The 21,024-nt window shown below is 52.2% G+C and carries 18 protein-coding genes; 14 read left to right on the top strand and 4 right to left on the bottom strand.

Annotated features, from left to right (window positions below):
- Window positions 1-54: 54 nt before the first annotated feature.
- The 4 genes from PAEVO_RS00475 (at window position 55) to PAEVO_RS00490 (ending at window position 5,558) form a co-directional block, all read left to right on the top strand.
- A complete protein-coding gene (locus tag PAEVO_RS00475) occupies window positions 55-330 on the top strand; it encodes an HPr family phosphocarrier protein (RefSeq protein WP_100535804.1) in 276 nt (91 codons plus the stop codon).
- Window positions 323-2,044, top strand: a complete 1,722-nt coding sequence (gene ptsP / locus PAEVO_RS00480) for a phosphoenolpyruvate--protein phosphotransferase (protein ID WP_100535805.1) — start codon at window positions 323-325, stop codon at window positions 2,042-2,044. Before PAEVO_RS00475 ends, ptsP begins: the two co-directional genes overlap by 8 nt.
- Window positions 2,045-2,373: 329 nt before the next feature.
- Complete coding sequence (pulA, locus tag PAEVO_RS00485) at window positions 2,374-4,734, top strand: type I pullulanase (RefSeq protein WP_481856491.1); 2,361 nt, start codon at window positions 2,374-2,376, stop codon at window positions 4,732-4,734.
- Window positions 4,735-4,928: 194 nt separating this feature from the next.
- Entirely contained in the window at window positions 4,929-5,558 is a 630-nt protein-coding gene (locus PAEVO_RS00490; RefSeq protein ID WP_100535806.1) for a 50S ribosomal protein L25, read from the top strand.
- Window positions 5,559-5,636: 78 nt separating this feature from the next.
- Here PAEVO_RS00490 and PAEVO_RS00495 read toward each other — a convergent pair whose 3' ends face one another.
- From PAEVO_RS00495 to kduI, 4 genes are all read right to left on the bottom strand, one after another.
- Window positions 5,637-6,521: a transporter substrate-binding domain-containing protein gene (locus tag PAEVO_RS00495; protein ID WP_100535807.1), complete on the bottom strand. Its 885-nt coding sequence runs from the start codon at window positions 6,519-6,521 to the stop codon at window positions 5,637-5,639.
- 265 nt (window positions 6,522-6,786) lie between these two features.
- Window positions 6,787-7,539, bottom strand: a complete 753-nt coding sequence (gene kduD, locus PAEVO_RS00500) for a 2-dehydro-3-deoxy-D-gluconate 5-dehydrogenase KduD (RefSeq protein ID WP_100535808.1) — start codon at window positions 7,537-7,539, stop codon at window positions 6,787-6,789.
- An 82-nt stretch (window positions 7,540-7,621) separates the two neighbouring features.
- Window positions 7,622-8,371, bottom strand: coding sequence for a DeoR/GlpR family DNA-binding transcription regulator (locus PAEVO_RS00505; RefSeq protein WP_100535809.1), 750 nt, complete (start codon window positions 8,369-8,371; stop codon window positions 7,622-7,624).
- A gap of 40 nt (window positions 8,372-8,411) precedes the next feature.
- Window positions 8,412-9,245, bottom strand: coding sequence for a 5-dehydro-4-deoxy-D-glucuronate isomerase (gene kduI, locus PAEVO_RS00510; protein ID WP_100535810.1), 834 nt, complete (start codon window positions 9,243-9,245; stop codon window positions 8,412-8,414).
- A 276-nt stretch (window positions 9,246-9,521) separates the two neighbouring features.
- Between kduI and PAEVO_RS00515 the strand changes: the two genes are divergently transcribed.
- The 10 genes from PAEVO_RS00515 to PAEVO_RS00560 all read left to right on the top strand — a co-directional run bounded on the left by PAEVO_RS00515 (window position 9,522) and on the right by PAEVO_RS00560 (window position 20,971).
- Complete coding sequence (locus PAEVO_RS00515) at window positions 9,522-10,421, top strand: glycerophosphodiester phosphodiesterase (RefSeq protein ID WP_243390602.1); 900 nt, start codon at window positions 9,522-9,524, stop codon at window positions 10,419-10,421.
- A gap of 291 nt (window positions 10,422-10,712) precedes the next feature.
- Window positions 10,713-11,972, top strand: coding sequence for an urea ABC transporter substrate-binding protein (gene urtA, locus PAEVO_RS00520; protein WP_100535812.1), 1,260 nt, complete (start codon window positions 10,713-10,715; stop codon window positions 11,970-11,972).
- A 59-nt stretch (window positions 11,973-12,031) separates the two neighbouring features.
- Entirely contained in the window at window positions 12,032-12,937 is a 906-nt protein-coding gene (gene urtB, locus PAEVO_RS00525) for an urea ABC transporter permease subunit UrtB (protein WP_100535813.1), read from the top strand.
- A 15-nt stretch (window positions 12,938-12,952) separates the two neighbouring features.
- Complete coding sequence (gene urtC, locus PAEVO_RS00530; protein WP_100535814.1) at window positions 12,953-14,041, top strand: urea ABC transporter permease subunit UrtC; 1,089 nt, start codon at window positions 12,953-12,955, stop codon at window positions 14,039-14,041.
- The gene (urtD, locus tag PAEVO_RS00535; RefSeq protein WP_100535815.1) at window positions 14,016-14,855 is read left to right on the top strand and encodes an urea ABC transporter ATP-binding protein UrtD; all 840 of its coding nucleotides are present in this window, start codon (window positions 14,016-14,018) and stop codon (window positions 14,853-14,855) included. The genes urtC and urtD overlap by 26 nt, the downstream gene beginning before the upstream one ends.
- Window positions 14,833-15,528 (top strand): urea ABC transporter ATP-binding subunit UrtE, encoded by a 696-nt coding sequence (urtE, locus tag PAEVO_RS00540; protein ID WP_100535816.1) that lies wholly within the window; start codon window positions 14,833-14,835, stop codon window positions 15,526-15,528. Before urtD ends, urtE begins: the two co-directional genes overlap by 23 nt.
- 264 nt (window positions 15,529-15,792) lie before the next feature.
- Entirely contained in the window at window positions 15,793-17,280 is a 1,488-nt protein-coding gene (araA, locus tag PAEVO_RS00545; protein WP_100535817.1) for an L-arabinose isomerase, read from the top strand.
- Between the two features lie 101 nt (window positions 17,281-17,381).
- The gene (locus PAEVO_RS00550; RefSeq protein WP_207797433.1) at window positions 17,382-18,470 is read left to right on the top strand and encodes a GntR family transcriptional regulator; all 1,089 of its coding nucleotides are present in this window, start codon (window positions 17,382-17,384) and stop codon (window positions 18,468-18,470) included.
- Window positions 18,471-18,565: 95 nt separating this feature from the next.
- The gene (gene araD, locus PAEVO_RS00555) at window positions 18,566-19,255 is read left to right on the top strand and encodes an L-ribulose-5-phosphate 4-epimerase (RefSeq protein WP_100535819.1); all 690 of its coding nucleotides are present in this window, start codon (window positions 18,566-18,568) and stop codon (window positions 19,253-19,255) included.
- Window positions 19,256-19,300: 45 nt separating this feature from the next.
- Window positions 19,301-20,971, top strand: a complete 1,671-nt coding sequence (locus PAEVO_RS00560; protein WP_100535820.1) for a ribulokinase — start codon at window positions 19,301-19,303, stop codon at window positions 20,969-20,971.
- Window positions 20,972-21,024: the final 53 nt, after the last annotated feature.

Genomic DNA, 21,024 nt, shown 5'->3' on the forward strand with positions numbered 1-21,024 from the left:
CGGTTATCTCAAGGATTCTAAAAAATTAAAATATACGAAAGTAGGATGATGAACATGCAACAAACATTCAGAATTATTGACGAAGATGGAATTCACGCACGTCCGGCAACAGCATTGGTAAATACGGCTAACAAATTCCAGGACACCAATTCATTTGCCGAAGCGAACGGCAGAAAAGTAACGCTGAAATCGATCCTGGGCGTTCTGTCCCTCGGATTGGAGCAAGGTGATACATTGACACTGATCACGGAAGGCGGCAATGAGAGCGAAGCGCTGACAGCACTGCAAGAAGTGATGGTGAACGAAGGGTTAGGCGAGCTTCATGAATAATCTGAAAGGAATCGCGGCTTCCGCTGGCATCGCGATTGCACGTGCATTTACACTGGAGCATCCTGATTACTCGGTTACGGAAAAGCAAGTGACAGACACGGATGCTGAGCTTGCGAAGCTGGATGCGGCGCTGGCTCAGTCCCAGACTGAGCTTGAAGCGATCAAAGCCCGCACGCTTCAGGAGCTCGGGGAGAAGAAGGCTGAGATTTTCGAATCTCACCTTCTCATCCTGAATGATCCGGAATTGATTGAACCAGTTAAAGCGAAAATCGCTTCCGAGTCGGTTAACGCGGAATACGCCTTAAATGAAACGGCAACCCAATTCATTCAAATGTTCGAGAACATGAAGAGTGCCTACTTGCAGGAGCGGGCAGCGGATATGCGCGACGTAACCAAACGTATTCTGAAGCATCTGCTCGGCCTGAATTATGTCAGTCCTTCAGAAATCAGCGAAGAAGTCATCGTGGTTGCAGAGGACCTGACTCCTTCGGATACCGCACAGTTGAACCGTAACTACGTTAAAGGATTCACGACGAATATTGGCGGGCGTACCTCGCATTCTGCCATCATGGCCCGTTCGCTTGAAATTCCGGCTGTCGTCGGAACGAAAAACGTGCTCTCTTCGGTCCAAAACGGGGATTTGATCATCGTTGACGGACTGGAAGGGGACGTCATCATTAATCCTACGGAAGCCATCGTGGCCCAGTACCGTGCGAAGCAGGATGCCTACGCCAAACAGGTCGAGGAATGGAAGAAACTCCGTTCCGAACCGACGGTATCCAAGGACGGGATCCATGTGGAGCTGGCCGCCAATATCGGGACGCCGAACGATGTAACCGGCGTGTTGGAGAATGGCGGAGAAGCGGTAGGGCTGTATCGTACGGAATTCCTGTACATGGGCAGGGATAAACTTCCTTCCGAAGAGATCCAGTATGTCGCCTATAAATCGGTACTGGAGAAAATGGAAGGCAAGCCGGTTGTTGTCCGCACGCTCGATATCGGCGGGGACAAGGAGCTGCCTTATTTGGATCTTCCTAAGGAAATGAATCCGTTCCTGGGATTCCGGGCCGTTAGGTTGTGCCTGGACCGTCAGGATATTTTCAGAACACAGCTTCGGGCACTGCTCCGCGCAAGCGTCCACGGCAATCTGCGAATCATGTTTCCCATGATCGCGACGCTCGGTGAGTTCCGCGAAGCCAAAGCGCTTCTGGAGGAAGAGAAATCCAAGCTGGTAAGCGAAGGCATTCCGGTATCTGAGGAGATCCAGCTCGGGATCATGGTGGAGATTCCATCCACTGCGGTGCTCGCGGATCAGTTTGCCAAAGAGGTTGATTTCTTCAGTATCGGAACGAATGATCTTATCCAGTATACGATGGCGGCTGACCGCATGAATGAACGGGTTGCTTATCTGTATCAACCCTATAATCCGGCGATCCTGCGACTGGTTAAAATGGTCATCGATGCCGCTCACCGCGAAGGCCGCTGGGTTGGTATGTGCGGTGAAATGGCAGGTGACGCCACGGCGATTCCGATTCTCCTTGGTCTCGGGCTGGATGAGTTTAGCATGAGCGCTACATCCATTCTTCCGGCGCGCAGCCAGATCGGGAAGCTGTCCCGCAGTGATATGCAGGCACTTGCTGCCAAAGCGCTTGAAATGGGTACCGCAGAGGAAGTAGTGGCTCTGGTGGAATCCATTGAGGTAACAGGCGAGTAAACGGAAGACGCCTTGAGCGATGTGAGAAATTAATGAAGCACTTCGTTTGTTCTGGGAATCTACCAATCTTTTTCCACGATAGCCATACATTGACAACATCTGTCCATTTGGGCAGATGTTTTTTTTGTCTAAAGAAAGACACCCGGCATATTTGCTAGTATAATAGCCTAAATATATAGTTATTTGGCATCAAACCCAAACCAAAACAGGGCTTTTGGCATATCATGATATATGAAAGCGTTCTACATTCATGTGCTAGAGGTCTGTCTTATGATTCAGGCGCCCATACTAGGAAGTAAATCTACTTATAAGTGACGGTGATGATGACTATGGACATGATCAAGAGCTGTACAAGTGTTAAGCTGGGGGCTACCTACCAAAGAGAAGCAACGGCTTTTCAGGTGTGGGCTCCGGATGCGGTTCATGTGAAACTGGCTTTGTATGAAGGTCCGGGAGAGTATAACGAGCAGGGTCTCGTAACGGATCACGAGAGCGGTACTTTATATTCGATGGAATGTAATAGCGACGGCATATGGTCGGCTGTCATAAACAGGGATCTTCACGGAACCTATTATATGTACCAAATCGAGTCAGCGGACGGCGTCGTTTGTTATGCCGTTGATCCCTATGCAACGGCCGTGTCCGCCAACGGATGCCGCGGCGCGGTTGTTGATCTGGCGAAGAGCAATCCGCCGGGGTGGGAGCAGGATGTTAGACCCACGCTGCTGAAACCTACGGATGCGGTGCTCTATGAGCTTCACGTACGCGATTTCTCGATTCATACCGATTCGGGAATGAAATATAGAGGAAAATACAAGGCATTCACGGAGGGGGGCCTGCGGGATTCCGAAGGGAATACCATTGGACTGGATCATCTTCAAGAATTGGGTGTGACCCATGTGCATCTGCTGCCGGTATTTGATTTTCGAACGGTCAATGAGCTGGATGGCTATGCAACCGGCTGCTTGAGCCGCGAGTATAACTGGGGCTATGATCCGCAGAACTACAATGTTCCTGAAGGTTCGTATGCGACAGACCCTATGGATCCGATGGTGCGCATCCGGGAGCTGAAGGAGATGATTCTGGCTCTGCATGCAAGGGGAATCCGTGTCGTCATGGACGTGGTTTACAACCATACGTATACGGTGGATGACGGTCCGTTTGAACGATTGGCGCCTGGGTATTTCTATCGTAAGGATGGATACGGAAATTTATCGAACGGTTCAGGCGTAGGCAACGAGCTCGCTACGGAGAAGCCGATGGTACGCAAATACATTAAGGATTCCCTAAGGTACTGGGCCGAGGAGTATCATATCGACGGATTTCGGTTTGATCTGATGGCTCTGATCGATACAACAACGATGAAAGAGATTGTAAGCGAGCTGCGGCGTGAAGTGGATCACTCTCTTCTGTTTTATGGTGAGCCCTGGACGGGAGGCTTAAGCCCGTTAACGGAGCAGACCGTCAAAGGAAGCCAGAAGGGTCAAGGCTTCGCTGTATTTAATGATCATTTTCGGCAGGCCATCAAAGGTGACAATGACGGGCGCGGCCCTGGGTTTGCTACGGGCGAACCGTGGTGCGAGGGTGCTATCGTTGAAGGGATGATGGGCTCGATCCATGATTTTGCGCTTCATCCGGAAGAGACGGTCAATTACGTCACCGTGCATGATAATTTGAATCTGTGGGACAAAATTTTAGTGGCACACGGGATGGAGGAACAGGCAGGACTGCTCCGTCTAATGGACGGTAGGCTGGTTAACGGCGGCGATATATGGCAGGCAACCGCTGCATCCAAGCCTTATATCGATATTCCTGATGAAGCTGTGATGTCGGCAGCGCCTGTGCGCCGCAGCTTGCTGGCTAACGGCATTGTACTGCTCTCTCAGGGGATTCCGCTGCTGCATGCCGGCGATGAGCTGCTTCGCACGAAATTTGGCGATCATAACAGCTACCGCAGCGGGGATGCCGTTAATGCCATCCGCTGGTCGAACAAGAAACGATTCAAACCTGTGTTTGATTATTACAAAGGCCTTATTGCCCTGCGCAAAGCCCATCCGGCATTTCGCATGGCGGCAAGAGAAGAGATCGAGAAACATATGGAAGTGCTGCGCAGCAGCGATCGGATTATCGCTTACCGGTTAACGCATCATGCCGCACAAGATAGCTGGGGACAAATTGTAGTGATCGTGAACGGGAATGAGCATGAAATGACGGTTGATCTACCGCCTACCCCTTACCGCTGGAACATCGTAGTGAACGATTGCCAGGCAGGTACAGATACGATCGACACGTTGGACCAGGGAGCTATCGCGGTCCCAGGGCTGTCGCTGATGGTGTTGTACGAGGATCAGACCCAGAAGAAGCAGGGATTGATTACCGTTGAGATCGATTACGAGAGACGTGATCAAGCATATGATGGCTGGAATGTATGGGTGTGGGGAACGGGTGTGCAGGATGGCAGCGTGCCATTCACTAAGGCGGACAGCGGCAAAGCCCGAGCGGTCTTCCATGCAGCTTCCGGAACCAAGCGGGTCGGCTGTATCGTCAGGTTGAATGATTGGGAGGATCGGGAAGGCGAGAAAGACTGGTTTATCGATATTCCGCCAGACGAAACAGAGGTACGGATTTCGCTGCCAAGCTCCAAAGAAAACGGCTCTGCGGGCCAAGAGCAGCGGGATATGGCGAGTTGAGGATTGTATTGTAAAAAAATAAGGAGCCCTCCTTTTGTACTGAAAGGGGGGCTCCCATTATTTATATTTCAAAAGGGGTACCATTCATTACCCACTGGATTGAAATTTAAAACATCTGAAACTCATGATTAGTTAGCAGGTAAATAGGGTAATAATGAGATAGACTTTGTTTTCGATAAAGGAGGATGTCACTCATGTCAAAAGGAAACACAGTTCAACTCCAAGCAGATGTTCGTGATGAGTTTACCCGGGCTTCTCGCCGAGTGCTTCGCGAAAATGGCGGAATCCCTGGCGTAGTATACGGTGCGGGCGAGGAAAGCATCCCCGTTGCTGTTAATTTCAAGGATACGGCCAAGCTGTTCCACACCGGAAGGTCGGAGGTGTTCCAGCTTGATATTCCAGGCTCCGGTAAAATTCCGGTTTTGATTAAGGATATTCAAAAGAGACGCGGCACTGTATCCCATGTGGACTTTCTGCGGATCTCCATGAATAAGCCGGTTCGTGTCAGCATTCCGGTGGATTATCAAGGCACTGCTGCCGGAACGAAATCTGGCGGTATTCTGCAAACCCAGGTGACCGAAATCGAAGTAGAGGGATTGCCAGGCGAGCTGCCTTCTACCCTCGAAGCGGATGTATCCGCTCTGGAGATTGGCGACAAGCTTACGGTTGCAGATATTAAAGTACCGGAAGGTATTACATTACACGCTTCGGATGAGGAGATTCTCGCAACCGTCATCGTGCCTCGTGCCGTTGAGGCTGCAGAGACAGAGGATGAAGCGGACGCTGAGGAAGCGAATGCGGGAGAGACAACCGAAGAGTCATAATATGCACATTAAAAAGGCGCTTGCTTTTTGCTGGTATCCAGCGGAGCAAGCGCCTTTTTGTCAGGGATATTGATAACTCTATTTACCCTTTCGATCATGGATGCCTTTATAACTCATTGGGGCGTCTCCAAAGTATTTGTTCCAAATGGTCAAATATGTTCCGTCCTGCTGCATGGTAGCCAGTGCATTGTCAACGGCGGCCACGAGATCCGGATTCCCTTTGACAAAGGCAGCGGAAATCTCGAACACCTGATCGGCGGATTCGGCGGCAGCGACCGGAAGATCCGGGAACTGCTGCTTCAGGTTGGTCACGGATAACTGGTCCGAAATGACAGCATCCAGGTCTCCATTTGCGAGCTTGTTGGCTGCGTCTGATATATATTTGATCGGGACGATTTCCGCTCCATGCTTCTTGGCCATATCCTTATAGATTCCGGTCGGGTTCAGGCCGACACGCTTGCCCTTGATATCCGAGAAGGTACGGATTTGATCTTCGCCTGAGGAACGCACAAGCAGAACCGGGGTAGAGGATAGATAAGCGACGGAAAAATCATAGAGGGCCCGCCGGTCCGGCCGGTCTTCAATCTGGTTGAATACGGCGTCGTATTTGCCTTCCGTCAGCCCTGACAGCAGATTCTCCCACTCGGTTTCAACGAATTCCGCTCTTAACTCCATATGACGGGCAACCTCTTCAGCGATTTCCACATCGAAACCTGTAAGTCTTCCGCCCGTTCCATGATAACTGAAGGGGGGATAATCCCGTTCCGTTGCAATTCGCAGCGTTCCGCGTTCCACAGCATTCCGAAGCAGGAAGCCGGTGTTCACCCGGTAAGGGTTTACGCCCATGTTGGGGGTTGGCACCCGGTCATTGCTGTCAGGCGTGCATCCGGTAAGTATAATTGACCCGATCAGTGTGAGTAAACAGGCAAAACTAATCCAACGTATCGATATTGTTCCGCGCATGACTCCAGAAACCATCCTTTCTTTATTCACGGTCCTTCGAGGCCCATTTCGTAAAGTTAGGATGTCCCAAAGGATGGTTCGTATATTCGTGAAATGTCGGTACCCGGCAAGAACTTAGGGGCGATAATCCAATTTAAGAGGAAAATGGACGGAAAAGAGACTGTGCTTCCTCTGCCTGCAGCAGCAGCGGACATGCACAGCCTCTTTTCGTTAGATTGGGTTGAAGCTTAGGTTGACATGGTTTTGATCCAGCGCTTTATGATCCTTAACGGGCCATCCATCCGCCATCAACACAAAGTACATGTCCGTTCATATAATCCGAAGCGGCGGAAGCGAGGAATACGGCTGGTCCGCCAATATCCTCGGGTTTACCCCAGCGTCCGGCAGGGATACGGTCCGTAATGGAAGTGCGCCGTTCCTCATCCTGACGGATGGCTGCCGTATTATCGGTTTCGATATAACCGGGAGCAATGCCGTTCACCTGGATGCCGCTGGCTGCCCATTCATTGGCCAAAGCTTTCGTGAGACCGGCAACCCCATGCTTGCTTGCTGTATATCCGGGTACGTTGATTCCGCCTTGGTAGGACAGCATGGAGCAAATGTTAATGATTTTGCCGCTGCCGCGTTCAATCATATGTCTTCCGGCCAATTGGGACAGTAAGAATACGGTGTTCAGATTCAAGTCAATCACGTCCAGCCAATCCTGCGTGCCATGATCCTTGGCCGGTGTCCGCCGGATAATGCCGGCATTATTGACGAGAATGTCCACGTGCCCCGTTAGCTCCAGCGCTTGGTCAAACGTCGGCTGGAGCTTGCTCTGGTCGCTTAGATCGACCTGGATTTCGGAAGCTTTTCTACCGAGTGAAGTGATGGCATTTATCGTTTCGGCGCTTGTATTCATGGACACGGCAACGATATCCGCACCGGCTTCGGCTAAAGCTATCGCGATGCCTTGCCCCAGTCCTCTGGCGGAACCGGTGACAATTGCCGTTTTGCCTGATAAATCAAACCTGTTCATGCTCCGTAAATCCCCTCTCATTTGCTCTCTATTAGAATAAGTATGAAGCTAGGCCGGTCTTTGAGTTTCATGCGTCGTGCGTTTACAGCATGGTAACGCCGGCCCCATCATATTGTTTGACCGTCTCGGGAGACAGTCCCGCATCGGTAATGATGCCGCTGATCTCCTGCAGGGATGAAAAAGTCCTTAATGCCGTTTGCCCGAATTTATGATGGTCGACAACGGCATAAACCTCCAGCGAGGTTTCGATTAATGCCCGTTTGAAAGGGATCAGGTCCCCGGTATATACGGACAATCCATGATTAAGATGGACACCCGTGGCGGATATGAATGCTTTTTGAATGTTCAGCTGCGTTACATACGATACGCCTTCGGGGCCTGCGAGCATGTTCCGGACCCGGTAGCCCCCCGGAACGACCAAACGGATATGATTCTTGGTCGCCAGTTCGCTGATGATATAGACATCGTTCGTAATGACTGTTAAGGGCACGTCCTCCAGCCTCCGGGCGATCTCCAGCGTGGTGCTGCCTCCGTCTAAGGCAATGATGTCGTCGGTATGGATATGCTTCAGCGCTTTCAGGGCGATTTCGGTCTTTTCATTCGGGTTCTTGGCAAGCGGTTCTTTGGATGGCAGGATGCCGAATTGATCGCTGTGCGCAAGCACAGCTCCGCCATGCACACGAACAATTAGACCCTGTTCCTCCAGCTTGGTCAGATCCTCCCGAATGGTTTTTCCGGTCACTTGAAGCTGCTGGCTTAGATCGGCGACAGTCACTTCTTTATGGGTTAGAAGGTACTCCATTATTTTTTCGTAGCGTCGTAACGGGTTCATATGAATCTCAACTCTTCCGTGGGTTAATGGATAATCCCCTCTATTTTAAATCTTTCATGGACACCGGGTCCATATCATCATAACGTTTATTATCTCCGGCCATGCCCCAGATAAAGGTATAGTTGCTTGTGCCTACGCCGCTATGGATCGACCAGCTTGGCGAAATCACGGCTTGTTCATTGCGCATGACGATGTGCCGCGTTTCATTAGGCTCGCCCATCAGATGGATGACAACCGCTTCTTCCGGTAAATCAAAATAGAGATAAGCTTCCATGCGTCTTGGATGCGTATGGGCAGGCATCGTGTTCCACATGTTTCCTTCTTTCAGCAGGGTCATTCCCATGACAAGCTGGGCGCTCTCAATGCCTTTTTGATGGATGAAACGATAGATCACGCGATCATTGGAATTTTTGATATCGCCCAATGCGCTGGAATCGGCTTCCTCCAAAGTGGCTTTGGCTGTCGGGAAAGATTGGTGCGCCGGGGCAGAATTCAAATAGAATTTGGCCGGATGGGTTGGATCCGTGCTTTTAAAAATAACCTCTTCGGTGCCCATGCCAACGTACAAGCATTCTTTGTTGTTCAGCTCATGCTCCGCACCGTCAACGAGTACGGTACCGTGTCCGCCAATATTGATAATGCCAAGCTCACGGCGTTCCAGGAAAGAGGAAACACCCAGCTCTTTCAGGTCCGTTTCCAGTTTAACCTGTTCTCGAACGGGGGCTGCGCCACCGATAATCAAACGATCTTCATGCGTCAGGACAAGCTCCAGCTTGTCAGGCGTAAACAGGACAGGGATATGGAATTCCTTGCGGAGTCTTTCTGTGTCAAATTGTTTCACTTCGTTGGGGTGTGAGGCATAACGTCTTTCCATTTTCATTCATCTCCTCATAATTCTATTTTTAATGAATTTATAATGTTCATATAAGTACAAATTACTCCATTTACGTTCATATTACAAGAGATAAAATAAAAATGAACAAGAATTATACCTGGTGAACATCGTGCTGACTTCATGTATATCTGACTGAACTTGGAGCGGAAGGGGAAGAATTAGCATTAGATGGGAATGGGGCAGGCTGTCCCGAAATGATCCCCCAGCGAGGTAGCCATGAAGTAAACAAGGTACAACTAGGAGATGGATAGCCTAATGAAAAGAATGTTGATTATCGCAGCAGCTGTGCTTGCAGTGACCGGTTCTCAAAATACGGCAGACGTTCCGCATTATCCTTTTCATCAAACCAGGGAGCAGGAAGTCTGGATGAGGTCCGAGGATGAACGCGATCAGTCCTGGGTCAATATTGCCCACCGGGGGGCATCGGGGTATGCCCCGGAAAATACGATGGCTTCTTTTGGTAAAGCATTTGATATGGGAGCGGATATGCTGGAACTGGATGTCCAATTGAGCAAGGATGGACAGGTCGTTGTGATTCACGATTCCACCGTTGAGCGAACCACTGATGGGCAAGGAGAAGTAGGAGATTTAACCTTCGAGGAGCTGCGTATGCTGGATGCAGGTTCATGGTACGATTCGGCATTTAAAGGAGAAGTCATTCCTGCATTAGCGGAGGTGCTTGAGCATTTCGCAGGACGAATCGGTTTGTTGATCGAATTGAAATCTCCCTCCCTTTACCCGGGCATCGAGCAAAAGGTCGCAGACGATTTGAATAGGTACAACATCGGCGCTGATGGTGGCGTGAGGTATAAGGACCTGATCATCGTGCAGTCAGCAGATACGGACTCGCTGCTTCGGTTCCGCAAGCTGATGCCCGATATCCCGCTGGGCGTTATCATCACCAGTGCGGGCGACTTATCCAAGCAGCGGCTGGAAGATATGAAGGCCTATGCGGAGTATGTGAATGTATCGATGAGGCTGGTATCCAAAGGACTGGTTCAAAAGATACATCAATCCGGGATGAAAACGATGGTCTGGACCATCCGGGATATGCTGCAAATTCCGTATGTGCTTCAAATTAATGTGGATGGGATTATTACGGATTATCCGGACCGGGTGCCGATATCGATTTCGAACAGGAAAATGATCAGATAAATTGCGCAGCGGTGTTGACAACCTTTTGAGGATAAAAGGTTGTCTTATTTATGTTAGTTAAAATAACAAAATTGTCCGGATTCAAAGTAAGTTGAGGGGATTATTTTATAACTATGTTATATAACATTACACAAACTACGGGTTGACACGACATTTCTATAAATAATAAATAAAATAATGTCATAATTATTGACATAGGAAATAAAAGGCAACTATAATGTGGAATAACGAACAGAGAAGTTAGGTTGCAAAAGAAATGTTCGGAAACAGAAAAAAGGGAGTTGGGAGCGAATGAAGAAACAAAGCGTGATCGTTAAAGGATGGGCCTCATTTGTTTTATGTGCAATTTTGATGTCAGGCTGCGTGACGGAAAAGGAAGCCGCCCCAACCGCCGGAGCGGATAACGGCAGCCCGCCGGTAGAAACCGCAGGCGATTCGATTAAGGTCGGTATTCTTCACTCCCTCAGCGGAACGATGGCCATCAGCGAGGTATCGGTTAAGGATGCGGAGATGCTTGCCATCGAAGAAATCAATGCGGCAGGCGGCGTGCTCGGCAAGCAGATCGAACCCGTGATTGAGGACGGTGCCTCGGATTGGCCGACTTTCGCGGAGAAGGCGGGCAAACTGCTGCAGCAGGATAAGGTTGCCGCCGTATTCGGAGGGTGGACCTCCGCCAGCCGGAAAGCCATGCTCCCTGTTTTCGAACAGAATAACGGCCTTTTATTTTATCCGGTCCAATATGAGGGGTTGGAATCCTCCCCCAACATTTTCTATACGGGCGCAACAACCAATCAGCAGATCGTGCCTTCGGTGTCTTGGCTGCTGGAGAACCGCGGCAAAAAAATATTCCTCCTCGGATCCGATTATGTGTTTCCGAGAACGGCCAACAAGATCATCAAGGCCCAGCTGACGGCCGAGGGCGGCGAACTGGCTGGCGAGGAATACACGCCGCTGGGCCATACCGATTTCAGCACGATTATAGCCAAGATCAAAGAGGCGAAGCCCGATATCGTTTATAACACGCTGAACGGCGACAGCAATGTTGCCTTCTTCAAGCAGCTGAAGGATGCGGGCATTACTTCCAAAGATATGACCACGCTGTCCGTCAGCGTTGCGGAGGAGGAAATCCGCGGCATCGGCGCCGATATACTGGAGGGTCATCTGGCAGCCTGGAACTATTATCAGTCTACCGACACTCCGGAGAACAAGGCATTTGTTGACAAATACAAAGCAAAATACGGCGCTGACCGCGTGACGGCTGACCCGATCGAAGCGGGATATACCGCGGTGTACTTATGGAAGGCTGCGGTGGAGAAAGCAGGAACAACGGAGGTGGCTAAGGTGAAGGAAGCGGCAAAAGGCATTGAATTCGCCGCTCCGGAAGGAAAAGTAACCATTGATGGCGAGAATCAGCACATTCATAAAACGGTGCGCATCGGCGAGATGCAGGCGGACGGGCAATTTAAGGAGCTCTGGAATTCGGGAGAACCCGTTAAACCGGATCCCTATCTGAAAACCTATGATTGGGCGAAGGGATTAAGCGGAGAATAAAGCTTCATCTCATGCATAGATGGCCCTCGGGCTTTTTCGTGAAAGGAGGTTCACCCCAGATGGAAATGACGATCCTGCAAGTGTTTAACGGACTCAGCGTCAGCTCGATCCTGTTATTGATTGCTCTTGGCTTGGCGGTGACGTTCGGCTTGATGAATGTCATTAATATGGCCCATGGCGAGCTGATCATGATCGGTGCTTACTCCACGTACGTCACCCAAGGCTTGTTCACTGCGTATATGCCGAAATCCTGGTTCGACACCTATTTCATTGCAGCTTTGCTTGTATCTTTCTTGGTTGCAGCCGCCGTTGGCTGGCTGCTTGAAATGGTTCTCATACGCCATCTGTACGGCAGGCCACTGGACAGTTTGCTCGCCACATGGGGCGTCGGGATGATGCTGCAGCAAATCGCAAGGTTTATCTTCGGCGCACCCAACGTGGCCGTAACCAGTCCCTCTTGGCTGAACGGCGGGCTTGCGATCACCCCAAGCATCGTCCTTCCTTACAAGCGGCTGTTCATTATCCTATTGGTGGCCGCCGTTCTGACGGCCATGTATTTCTATATTTACAGAACGGTTCAAGGCCGAAGAATGCGGGCGGTCATGCAGAACCGCAGCATGGCCGGGTGTCTCGGCATTTCAACCCGGCGTGTGGACGGCCTCACGTTTGCGATCGGCTCGGGCATTGCCGGTATTGCCGGCTGCGCGTTGACGCTGCTCGGCCCGATCGGTCCTTCGATCGGCACCTACTATATCGTCGATGCTTTCATGGTGGTGGTGCTTGGCGGCGTTGGAAAGTTGATCGGCACGGTTGCCGGGGCGCTGGGCATCGGCGTGTTCAATACGCTGTTTGAGACCTACACTTCGGCATCTATCGGCAAAGTGCTGGTATTCGCCTGCATCGTGGCTTTCTTGCAGTGGAAGCCACGCGGGCTTGTTGCGCTACGAACACGCAGCCTGGATTAGAGAGGAGGGGATGATATGGTGCTGAAATGGTTGACAGGAACCCCCGGCAGCCGATCGAAACGGATTTTGTGGAGCGTTGTGCTGCTTCTGATGTGTATGGCGCCTTTGTTCACGACCCCTTTTCGCCTCGGATTGCTGACCAAATTTCTGGCTTTGGCGATCCTGGCGGTCGGGCTGGACCTGATCTGGGGCTATGGCGGCATTCTAAGTCTGGGGCACGGCGTGTTCTTTGGATTAGGCGCTTATGCCATGGCCATGTATTTGAAGCTGGACGCCAGCGGCTCGTCTCTGCCTGATTTTATGGGATGGAGTGGGGTAACGTCTCTCCCTTGGTTCTGGGAGCCTTTCCGATCGTTCCCCGCGGCCTTGATACTCGGAATGCTGCTTCCGGCCTTGCTCGCGTTAATCCTCGGATTTTTTACGTTCCGCAATCGGATCGTTGGCGTGTATTTTACGATCCTGACGCAGGCCCTGGTCATGATCGTGGTTACGCTGTTTGTAGGCAAGCAGGAGTGGACGGGTGGCACGAACGGGCTTACGGGATACAACTCCATATTGGGTTTTAATCTGAATGCTCCGTCAACGAAAATCGGATTGTATTTTGTTACACTGGCCGCTCTGGCAGGAGCCTATATTCTGTGCAGAAGAATTGTGAACAGCAGGGTGGGTCAGGTGCTGGAAGCATCAAGAGATGGAGAGAACCGGGTGCGGTTTCTGGGATTTGACCCTTCCCGTTACAAGACCTTTGCCTTTGCCGTATCGGGCGGTCTGGCCGGCCTTGCAGGCATGCTGTTTGTCCTTCAGGTCGGCATTATTTCACCGTCGATGATGGGCATCGTCCCGTCCATTGAAATGGTGCTCTGGGTTGCTCTCGGCGGCAGGGGAACGCTGATCGGCGCGATTATTGGCGCCGTGCTGCTGAACGCGGCCAAGACCGGGATCAGCGAGGCTTATCCGGAAGGATGGCTGCTCGTATTGGGTGCTTTGTTTGTCATCGTTGTTGTGTTGATGCCGAAAGGCTTGATCGGATTGTGGAGCAAGGTGGTTTCGTCATTATCCAAAAGAGGAGGGACTGTCCATGCAGCCGTACGCAAAGAGAGCTGATATGCCGCTCGCCGTCCATGGAGAAGTCAGAGACATCGGTATTTCCCCTATCGTGCTGTCCGCGGAGAACATGACGGTCACGTTTGGCGGGTTTGTGGCGGTAAACGGCATGAATCTGGCGCTGCGCCAGCATGAGCTGCATTTTCTGATCGGCCCGAACGGCGCGGGAAAAACCACGATGCTGGACGTGATCTGCGGGAAGACAAAGCCTGCTGCAGGAAGGGTGCTGCTCGGAGACGGCCTTGAGATCACGAGAAAGCGGGAGTATGAAATCGCTCGTCTCGGCGTGGGCCGAAAATTTCAAGCGCCATCGATATTTCCTAATCTGAGCGTCAAAGAAAACCTGGAGCTGACGGTCGATCCCGATCGAAGCGTGTTCCGGGCGCTGAAGGCCAGGAGAAATCGGTGCACCACGTTCGAGATGAAGAAGGTTCTGGAGTTGATCGGGCTGCCCGATCGGCTTCACGTTCGGGCAGGCTCTCTGTCGCATGGGGAGAAGCAATGGCTGGAGATCGGCATGCTGCTTCTTCAGAAGCCGCGGCTTCTGCTTCTCGATGAGCCGGTAGCCGGGATGACGGACGAGGAGACGATGAAGACCGGTGAGCTCCTCCAGCGTATCGCCAAGGAATGCTCCGTCGTTGTGGTTGAGCACGACATGGAGTTTGTGCGCTCTTTTGCCGCCAAGGTTACCGTGATGCATGAAGGGAAGCTGCTGAAGGAAGGCTCCATGCAGGAGATTCAGCGCGATCCGCTGGTAGCCGAGGTTTATCTGGGAAGAAGGAGGGAGGCGAATGCTCAAGCTGCAGGGCATTGAATCGGGCTACGGGGAGAGTCCCGTCCTGCGCGGCGTATCCATGGTTGTCGACCCGGCGAAGGTCGTGTGTCTGGTAGGGCGCAACGGCGTCGGGAAAACCACACTGATGCGGACCTTAACCGGGCAGCTGAAAATCCGGCAGGGGCGGATGACTCTTGGCGAGCAGGAGGTTACCGGCTGGGATTCCGTAAAAAGGGCGAGAGGCGGCATCGGGTATGTCCCGCAAGGGCGCGAGATTTTTCCTCAGCTTACAGTGAAGGAGAATCTGCTGCTCGGACTTGAGCCATGCGTGCCGAGGAGGAAGGCATTTCCGGAGGATGTGTTAGCCCTGTTTCCAGTACTGCCGCAAATGTACCACCGTCAGGGCGGCGATTTAAGCGGCGGACAGCAGCAGCAGCTCGCCTTCGCGAGGGCGCTTGCTTCCCGGCCCAAGGTGCTGCTGCTCGATGAGCCGACCGAAGGAATCCAGCCTTCCATCGTAGAGGAAATTCAAGACGTCATCCGGGGCATCAAAGCCAAAGGGGAAACGTCGGTCATTCTGGTGGAGCAGAGCATCGAGTTCGTCCGGAGCGTGGCCGACTATATCTATGTCATGGATAAAGGCACAATTGTCGCCGAAGGGGTACAAGATGCCATCGATATGGAGCAATTCGAGCATTATTTGACGGTATGAAGTTTATTTATACGGGTAAATATCGTGTATTAGAGAACGAAGCAACATATGAAACGCTGATGATAGAGGGTTGTCTCTGAATGGGTTCGTTTTTTCACCTGCGGAGACAGCTCTTTTTTTTATTTTGATCTTGCTATTTTGGAGGCGCGGGGTTAGAATGTGAGTGATTCAACTTGTACGTACATGTAATTATAGATCGCTTGTTTTATTATATAGGTATGTACAAGTTAGTGAGCAAGCATTCATACAGGAGGCGTTATGATTATGAATTTGAAACCGCATTCTTTTTGGTTCGTCACCGGAAGCCAGCACTTGTATGGCCCCGAAACGCTGGAGCAGGTCGCTGAGCATTCCCGCATCGTGGCAACGGAGTTTGACAAAGATCCTGTATTTTCGTATCCCATTGTGTTCAAGCCAATCGTAACCACACCCGATGAAATATACAACCTGATTCTTGAGGCCAACAACGATGAGTCCTGCGCAGGCATTATGACCTGGATGCACACCTTCTCCCCAGCCAAAATGTGGATCGCGGGCCTATCCCAATTGCAGAAGCCGCTTCTTCATTTCCATACCCAATTCAACCGGGATATCCCTTGGGAAACGATTGATATGGACTTTATGAATTTGAACCAGTCCGCGCACGGTGACCGGGAGTATGGTCATATCGGCGCCCGTCTCGGTATTGCCCGCAAGGTCGTCGTGGGCCATTGGGAAGACGGGGAGGTTCGCGACAGCATAGCAGGCTGGATGCGGACTGCCGCAGCCTATGCCGAAAGCCGCAGGCTGAAGGTGGCTCGCTTCGGTGATAATATGCGCCAGGTGGCGGTAACCGAAGGGGATAAAGTGGAGGCGCAAATCAAGCTTGGCTGGTCCGTCAACGGTTATGGCATTGGCGATCTTGTGCAGTCCATGAATGAAGTCGGCGATGAGGAGGTAAAAGCGCTCCTGAACGAATATGCCGAGTTATATTCGATAACCAAGGAAGGGCTTAGCGACGGTCCTGTGCGCGATTCGATTGCGTATCAAGCCCGGATCGAGATTGCGCTGCGTCGTTTTCTGGAGGAAGGCGGCTTCGGCGCATTCACGACGACGTTCGAGGATCTGCATGGAATGAAGCAGCTTCCGGGACTCGCCGTACAGCGTCTGATGGAGTCCGGCTACGGTTTCGGCGGGGAAGGGGACTGGAAAACCGCTGCCCTGACACGCGTATTGAAGGTGCTTGCGGGGAATAAAAGTACTTCTTTCATGGAGGACTACACCTACCATTTCGAGCCGGGGAATCATATGATTCTTGGATCGCACATGCTGGAGGTATGTCCGACCATCGCACTGGATAAACCGACGCTGGAGGTACATCCGCTCGGCATTGGAGGCAAGGGAGATCCGGCACGACTCGTGTTTAACGGCCAGGACGGCCCGGCCGTCAATGCTTCCCTGGTTGATCTGGGCCACCGCTTCAGACTGCTGGTGAATGTGGTGGATGGCGTCAAGGTCGAGCAGCCGATGCCGAAGCTGCCGGTAGCCCGCGTGCTGTGGAAACCGCAGCCATCGCTTCGCGAATCTGCGGAAGCGTGGATTTTGGCCGGCGGAGCGCACCACACCGTTCTCTCTTATGCCATGACGGCTGAGCATTTGAGCGATTGGGCGGAGATGGTTGGCATTGAAGCGGTCGTTATCGATAAGGATACAACGATACCGCGCTTCAAGAACGAGCTCCGCTGGAGCGAAGCCGCGTATCGTCTGCGGTAACTGGTTCTGTCGGCATTCCCCTGGCCTGTGTTACAATAGCGAGATAACTTAGGATTGCAAGGGATCCTAACATAATGAGTGCGTGAGGCTAGAGGTGAATGATGAATAATAGACGGATACCCAAATATATTGTATTAAAAAACGAACTGCTCTCCTGGTTTGAATCCGGCCGGCTACAAGCGGGCAAACAGGTTCCTTCGGAGCATGAAATCGCCGACCAGTTCGGCGTAAGCCGCCAGACGGTCCGCCAAACCTTCGGCGAGCTGGAGAAGGAAGGCTGGCTGGAACGGATTCAGGGCAAAGGGACGTTCGCTAGAAATCCCGAGCGGCGGGAGAGCGAGCAGGTTAAGACGATCGGCATCATGACTACGTACATCTCGGATTATATCTTCCCGCATATCGTTCGGGGAGCGGAGGCGGAGCTGCGCAGCAAGGGATACCGCCTGCTGCTCTCCAGTACCGACAACAACAAGGAAAAGGAGATGGAGAGTCTTCAGCTCATGACCAGCCAGCCGCTCAGCGGGCTGATTATCGAGCCGACCAAGAGTGCGGAGGGCAACCCGAATCTGACGTATTTCCTGTCCCTGCAGGAGAAGGGAATTCCGTTTTTGATGATTAATGAGAAGTATCGGGAGCTGGAATGTCCTTGTCTGAAGCTTGACGATGAGCTTGGCGGCTACAAGGCCACACGTCATTTGATCGAGAACGGGCACCTGGCGATAGCCGGATTTTTCAAACGGGACGATCTTCAGGGCGTGAACCGGCTGAAAGGCTTCCTGCGTGCGCATCGCGAGGCGGGAATTCCCGTTTCGCCGGAGCGGGTGGTTACGTATACCACGGAACAGAAGGGAAGTTTTCCGTATGATCAGGCCGTCCAATTGCTGAAGCAGCCGGATGAGCAGCGACCGACGGGGGTTGTATGCTATAACGACGAGCTGGCTGTGTTTTTGGCGGAGGCTGCCGGGCAATGCGGGCTGCAAATTCCGCAGGATGTGTCCATGGTCGGCTTTGATGATTCGACGCTAGCCGTTGCTTCAGGTGTGAAGCTGACAACGATGACCCACCCGAAGACAGAGATGGGAATCATGGCAGCCAGACAATTGATCAGCATGATTGAACATCATACCGTTATAGAGGATACGGTGTTTCAACCGGAGCTGGTGGAGAGAGAATCGGTGAAGAAACGGTAGAGGATAAGGGAGCTGAAGGTCCGAAATATCGGACCCTTGCTTGCCAACTTGTACGTACAACTATATTTTTCAAATATAGAGAGGAGCGGTTGTTCATGTTGGAGGATTTAAAGCAGCAGGTGCTGGAGGCGAATCTGGACCTTCCGAAGCACGGACTCGTTACCTTTACATGGGGAAATGTAAGCGGCATCGACCGTGAACGGGGACTGTTTGTCATTAAGCCAAGCGGCGTGCCTTACGAGGATTTAAAAGCGGACGACATGGTCGTGCTGGATTTGAAGGGAAATGTCGTTGAAGGGAATTTGCGACCTTCCTCCGATACTCCGACTCATCTGGTGCTGTATCAGAACTTTAAAGAGATCGGCGGGATTGTGCATACCCACTCTCCATGGGGAACGAGCTGGGCTCAAGCCGGACGTGCGCTTCCTGCCTACGGAACGACGCACGCCGATTATTTTTACGGAGAGATTCCGGTTACGCGGCCCATGACTCGCGATGAAATCGAGGGAGCCTACGAGCTGGAGACGGGCAACGTCATTGTCGAGCGATTTGCTGACCTGGATCCGAACATGGTGCCCGGGGTGCTTGTCCATTCGCATGCGCCGTTCGTGTGGGGCAAGGATGCGCATAACGCGGTTCATAATGCGGTCGTGTTGGAGGAGTGCGCCAAGATTGCAGCCCGGATGCAGCAGATTAATCCGGAAACCGAACCGATGGATCAGACGCTGCTGGATCGCCATTTTTTGCGGAAGCATGGCGTTAATGCCTATTACGGTCAAAAGTAACACTTGTATTCATCATTCATGATTTCATCTGTAGGAGGAAATGAGATGGGGAATAAATACACCATTGGTGTCGATTACGGAACACAGTCCGGGCGTGCGGTGTTGGTTAATCTGGCTGACGGGCAGGAAGTAGCGGATCATGTTACACCTTACCGGCATCATGTCATCGATGAGTTTTTGCCGGGTACCGGGAAGAAGCTGGAGCACGACTGGGCGCTTCAGCATCCGGGAGATTATCTGGAGGTTCTGAAGGCATCTGTACCTGCTGTCATCCAACAATCCGGGATTGACCCGGCGGACGTGATTGGCATCGGCATTGATTTTACGGCCTGCACCATGCTGCCCGTTGACGAGCTTGGGGAGCCGCTCTGCTTCCATCCGGAGCTGGCCGACCAGCCGCACAGCTGGGTGAAGCTGTGGAAGCATCATGCCGCCCAGCCGGAAGCAGACAAGATCAACGCGATTGCCGCCGAGCGTGGAGAAGCCTTTTTGCCCCGTTATGGCGGAAAGATTTCATCGGAATGGATGATCGCAAAGGTCTGGCAGATTCTTGACGAGGCACCGGCGATCTATGAACGTGCGGACAGGTTCCTGGAAGCTACCGATTGGGTCATTTCCCAAATGACCGGGCAGATTGTCCGTAACAGCTGTACGGCTGGTTACAAGGCGATATGGCATAAACAAGACGGATATCCAAGCAGGGAATATTTTAAAGCGCTGGATCCCCGGTTGGAGGATCTGGCCGATACGAAGCTGCGCGGAGAGGTCCGTCCCCTCGGGAGCAGCGCAGGCGGTCTGACGGAAAAGATGGCGGAGATGATGGGCTTAACGCCAGGGATTGCCGTGGCCGTCGGCAACGTTGACGCTCATGCTGCGGTGCCTGCGGTTGGTGTCGTCACACCGGGCAAGCTGGTTATGGCGATGGGCACATCGATCTGCCATATGCTGCTCGGTACGGAAGAGAAGCAGGTTGAAGGGATGTGCGGTGTCGTCGAGGACGGGATCATTCCCGGATTATACGGTTATGAAGCAGGGCAATCGGCAGTAGGCGATATTTTTGAATGGTACGTTGAGGAAGCGCTTCCCGCGTATGTAAAAGAAGCTGCGTCCGAGGAAGGAATCGGGGTACACCAATGGCTTGAGCGGGAAGCGGCTGCGTACAAGCCGGGTCAAACCGGTCTGCTTGCGCTGGATTGGTGGAACGGCAACCGTTCCGTGTTGGTGGATACGGATCTGACCGGGCTGATGTTAGGGATGACCCTGTTGACAAAGCCGCAGGAAATTTACCGCACCTTGCTTGAGGCGACCGCATTCGGCACGCGCAAAATCGTGGACGCCTTTCACGAGAACGGCGTGGCTGTGGATGTCTTGTATGCATGCGGCGGACTACCGCAGAAGAACCGTCTCTTGATGCAGATTTATGCGGATGTTACCAATCGTGAAATTGTGGTGGCTGATTCCAAACAGACGCCGGCGCTTGGAGCCGCGATGTTCGCCGCAGTTGCAGCGGGTCAGGCGCAAGGCGGGTATGATTCGATTATCGATGCTGCCGAGAAGATGGCGCGGGTGAAGGAAGAGACCTTCAAGCCAATTCCGGAGCATGTAGAAGTATATGAGCAGCTGTATCAGGAGTACAGCAAGCTGCATGACTATTTTGGCCGGGGCGAAAACGACGTGATGAAGCGGCTAAAGCGGATTAAACAAACGGCAGAATAGCCCCTGGCACTAGAAGCTTGAATAAACACAGCAGGATGGGATGAAGGGGAGGA

Origin of the sequence: Paenibacillus sp. GM2FR, from assembly GCF_002803325.1 — a bacterium.
Classification (GTDB): domain Bacteria; phylum Bacillota; class Bacilli; order Paenibacillales; family Paenibacillaceae; genus Paenibacillus_AQ; species Paenibacillus_AQ lautus.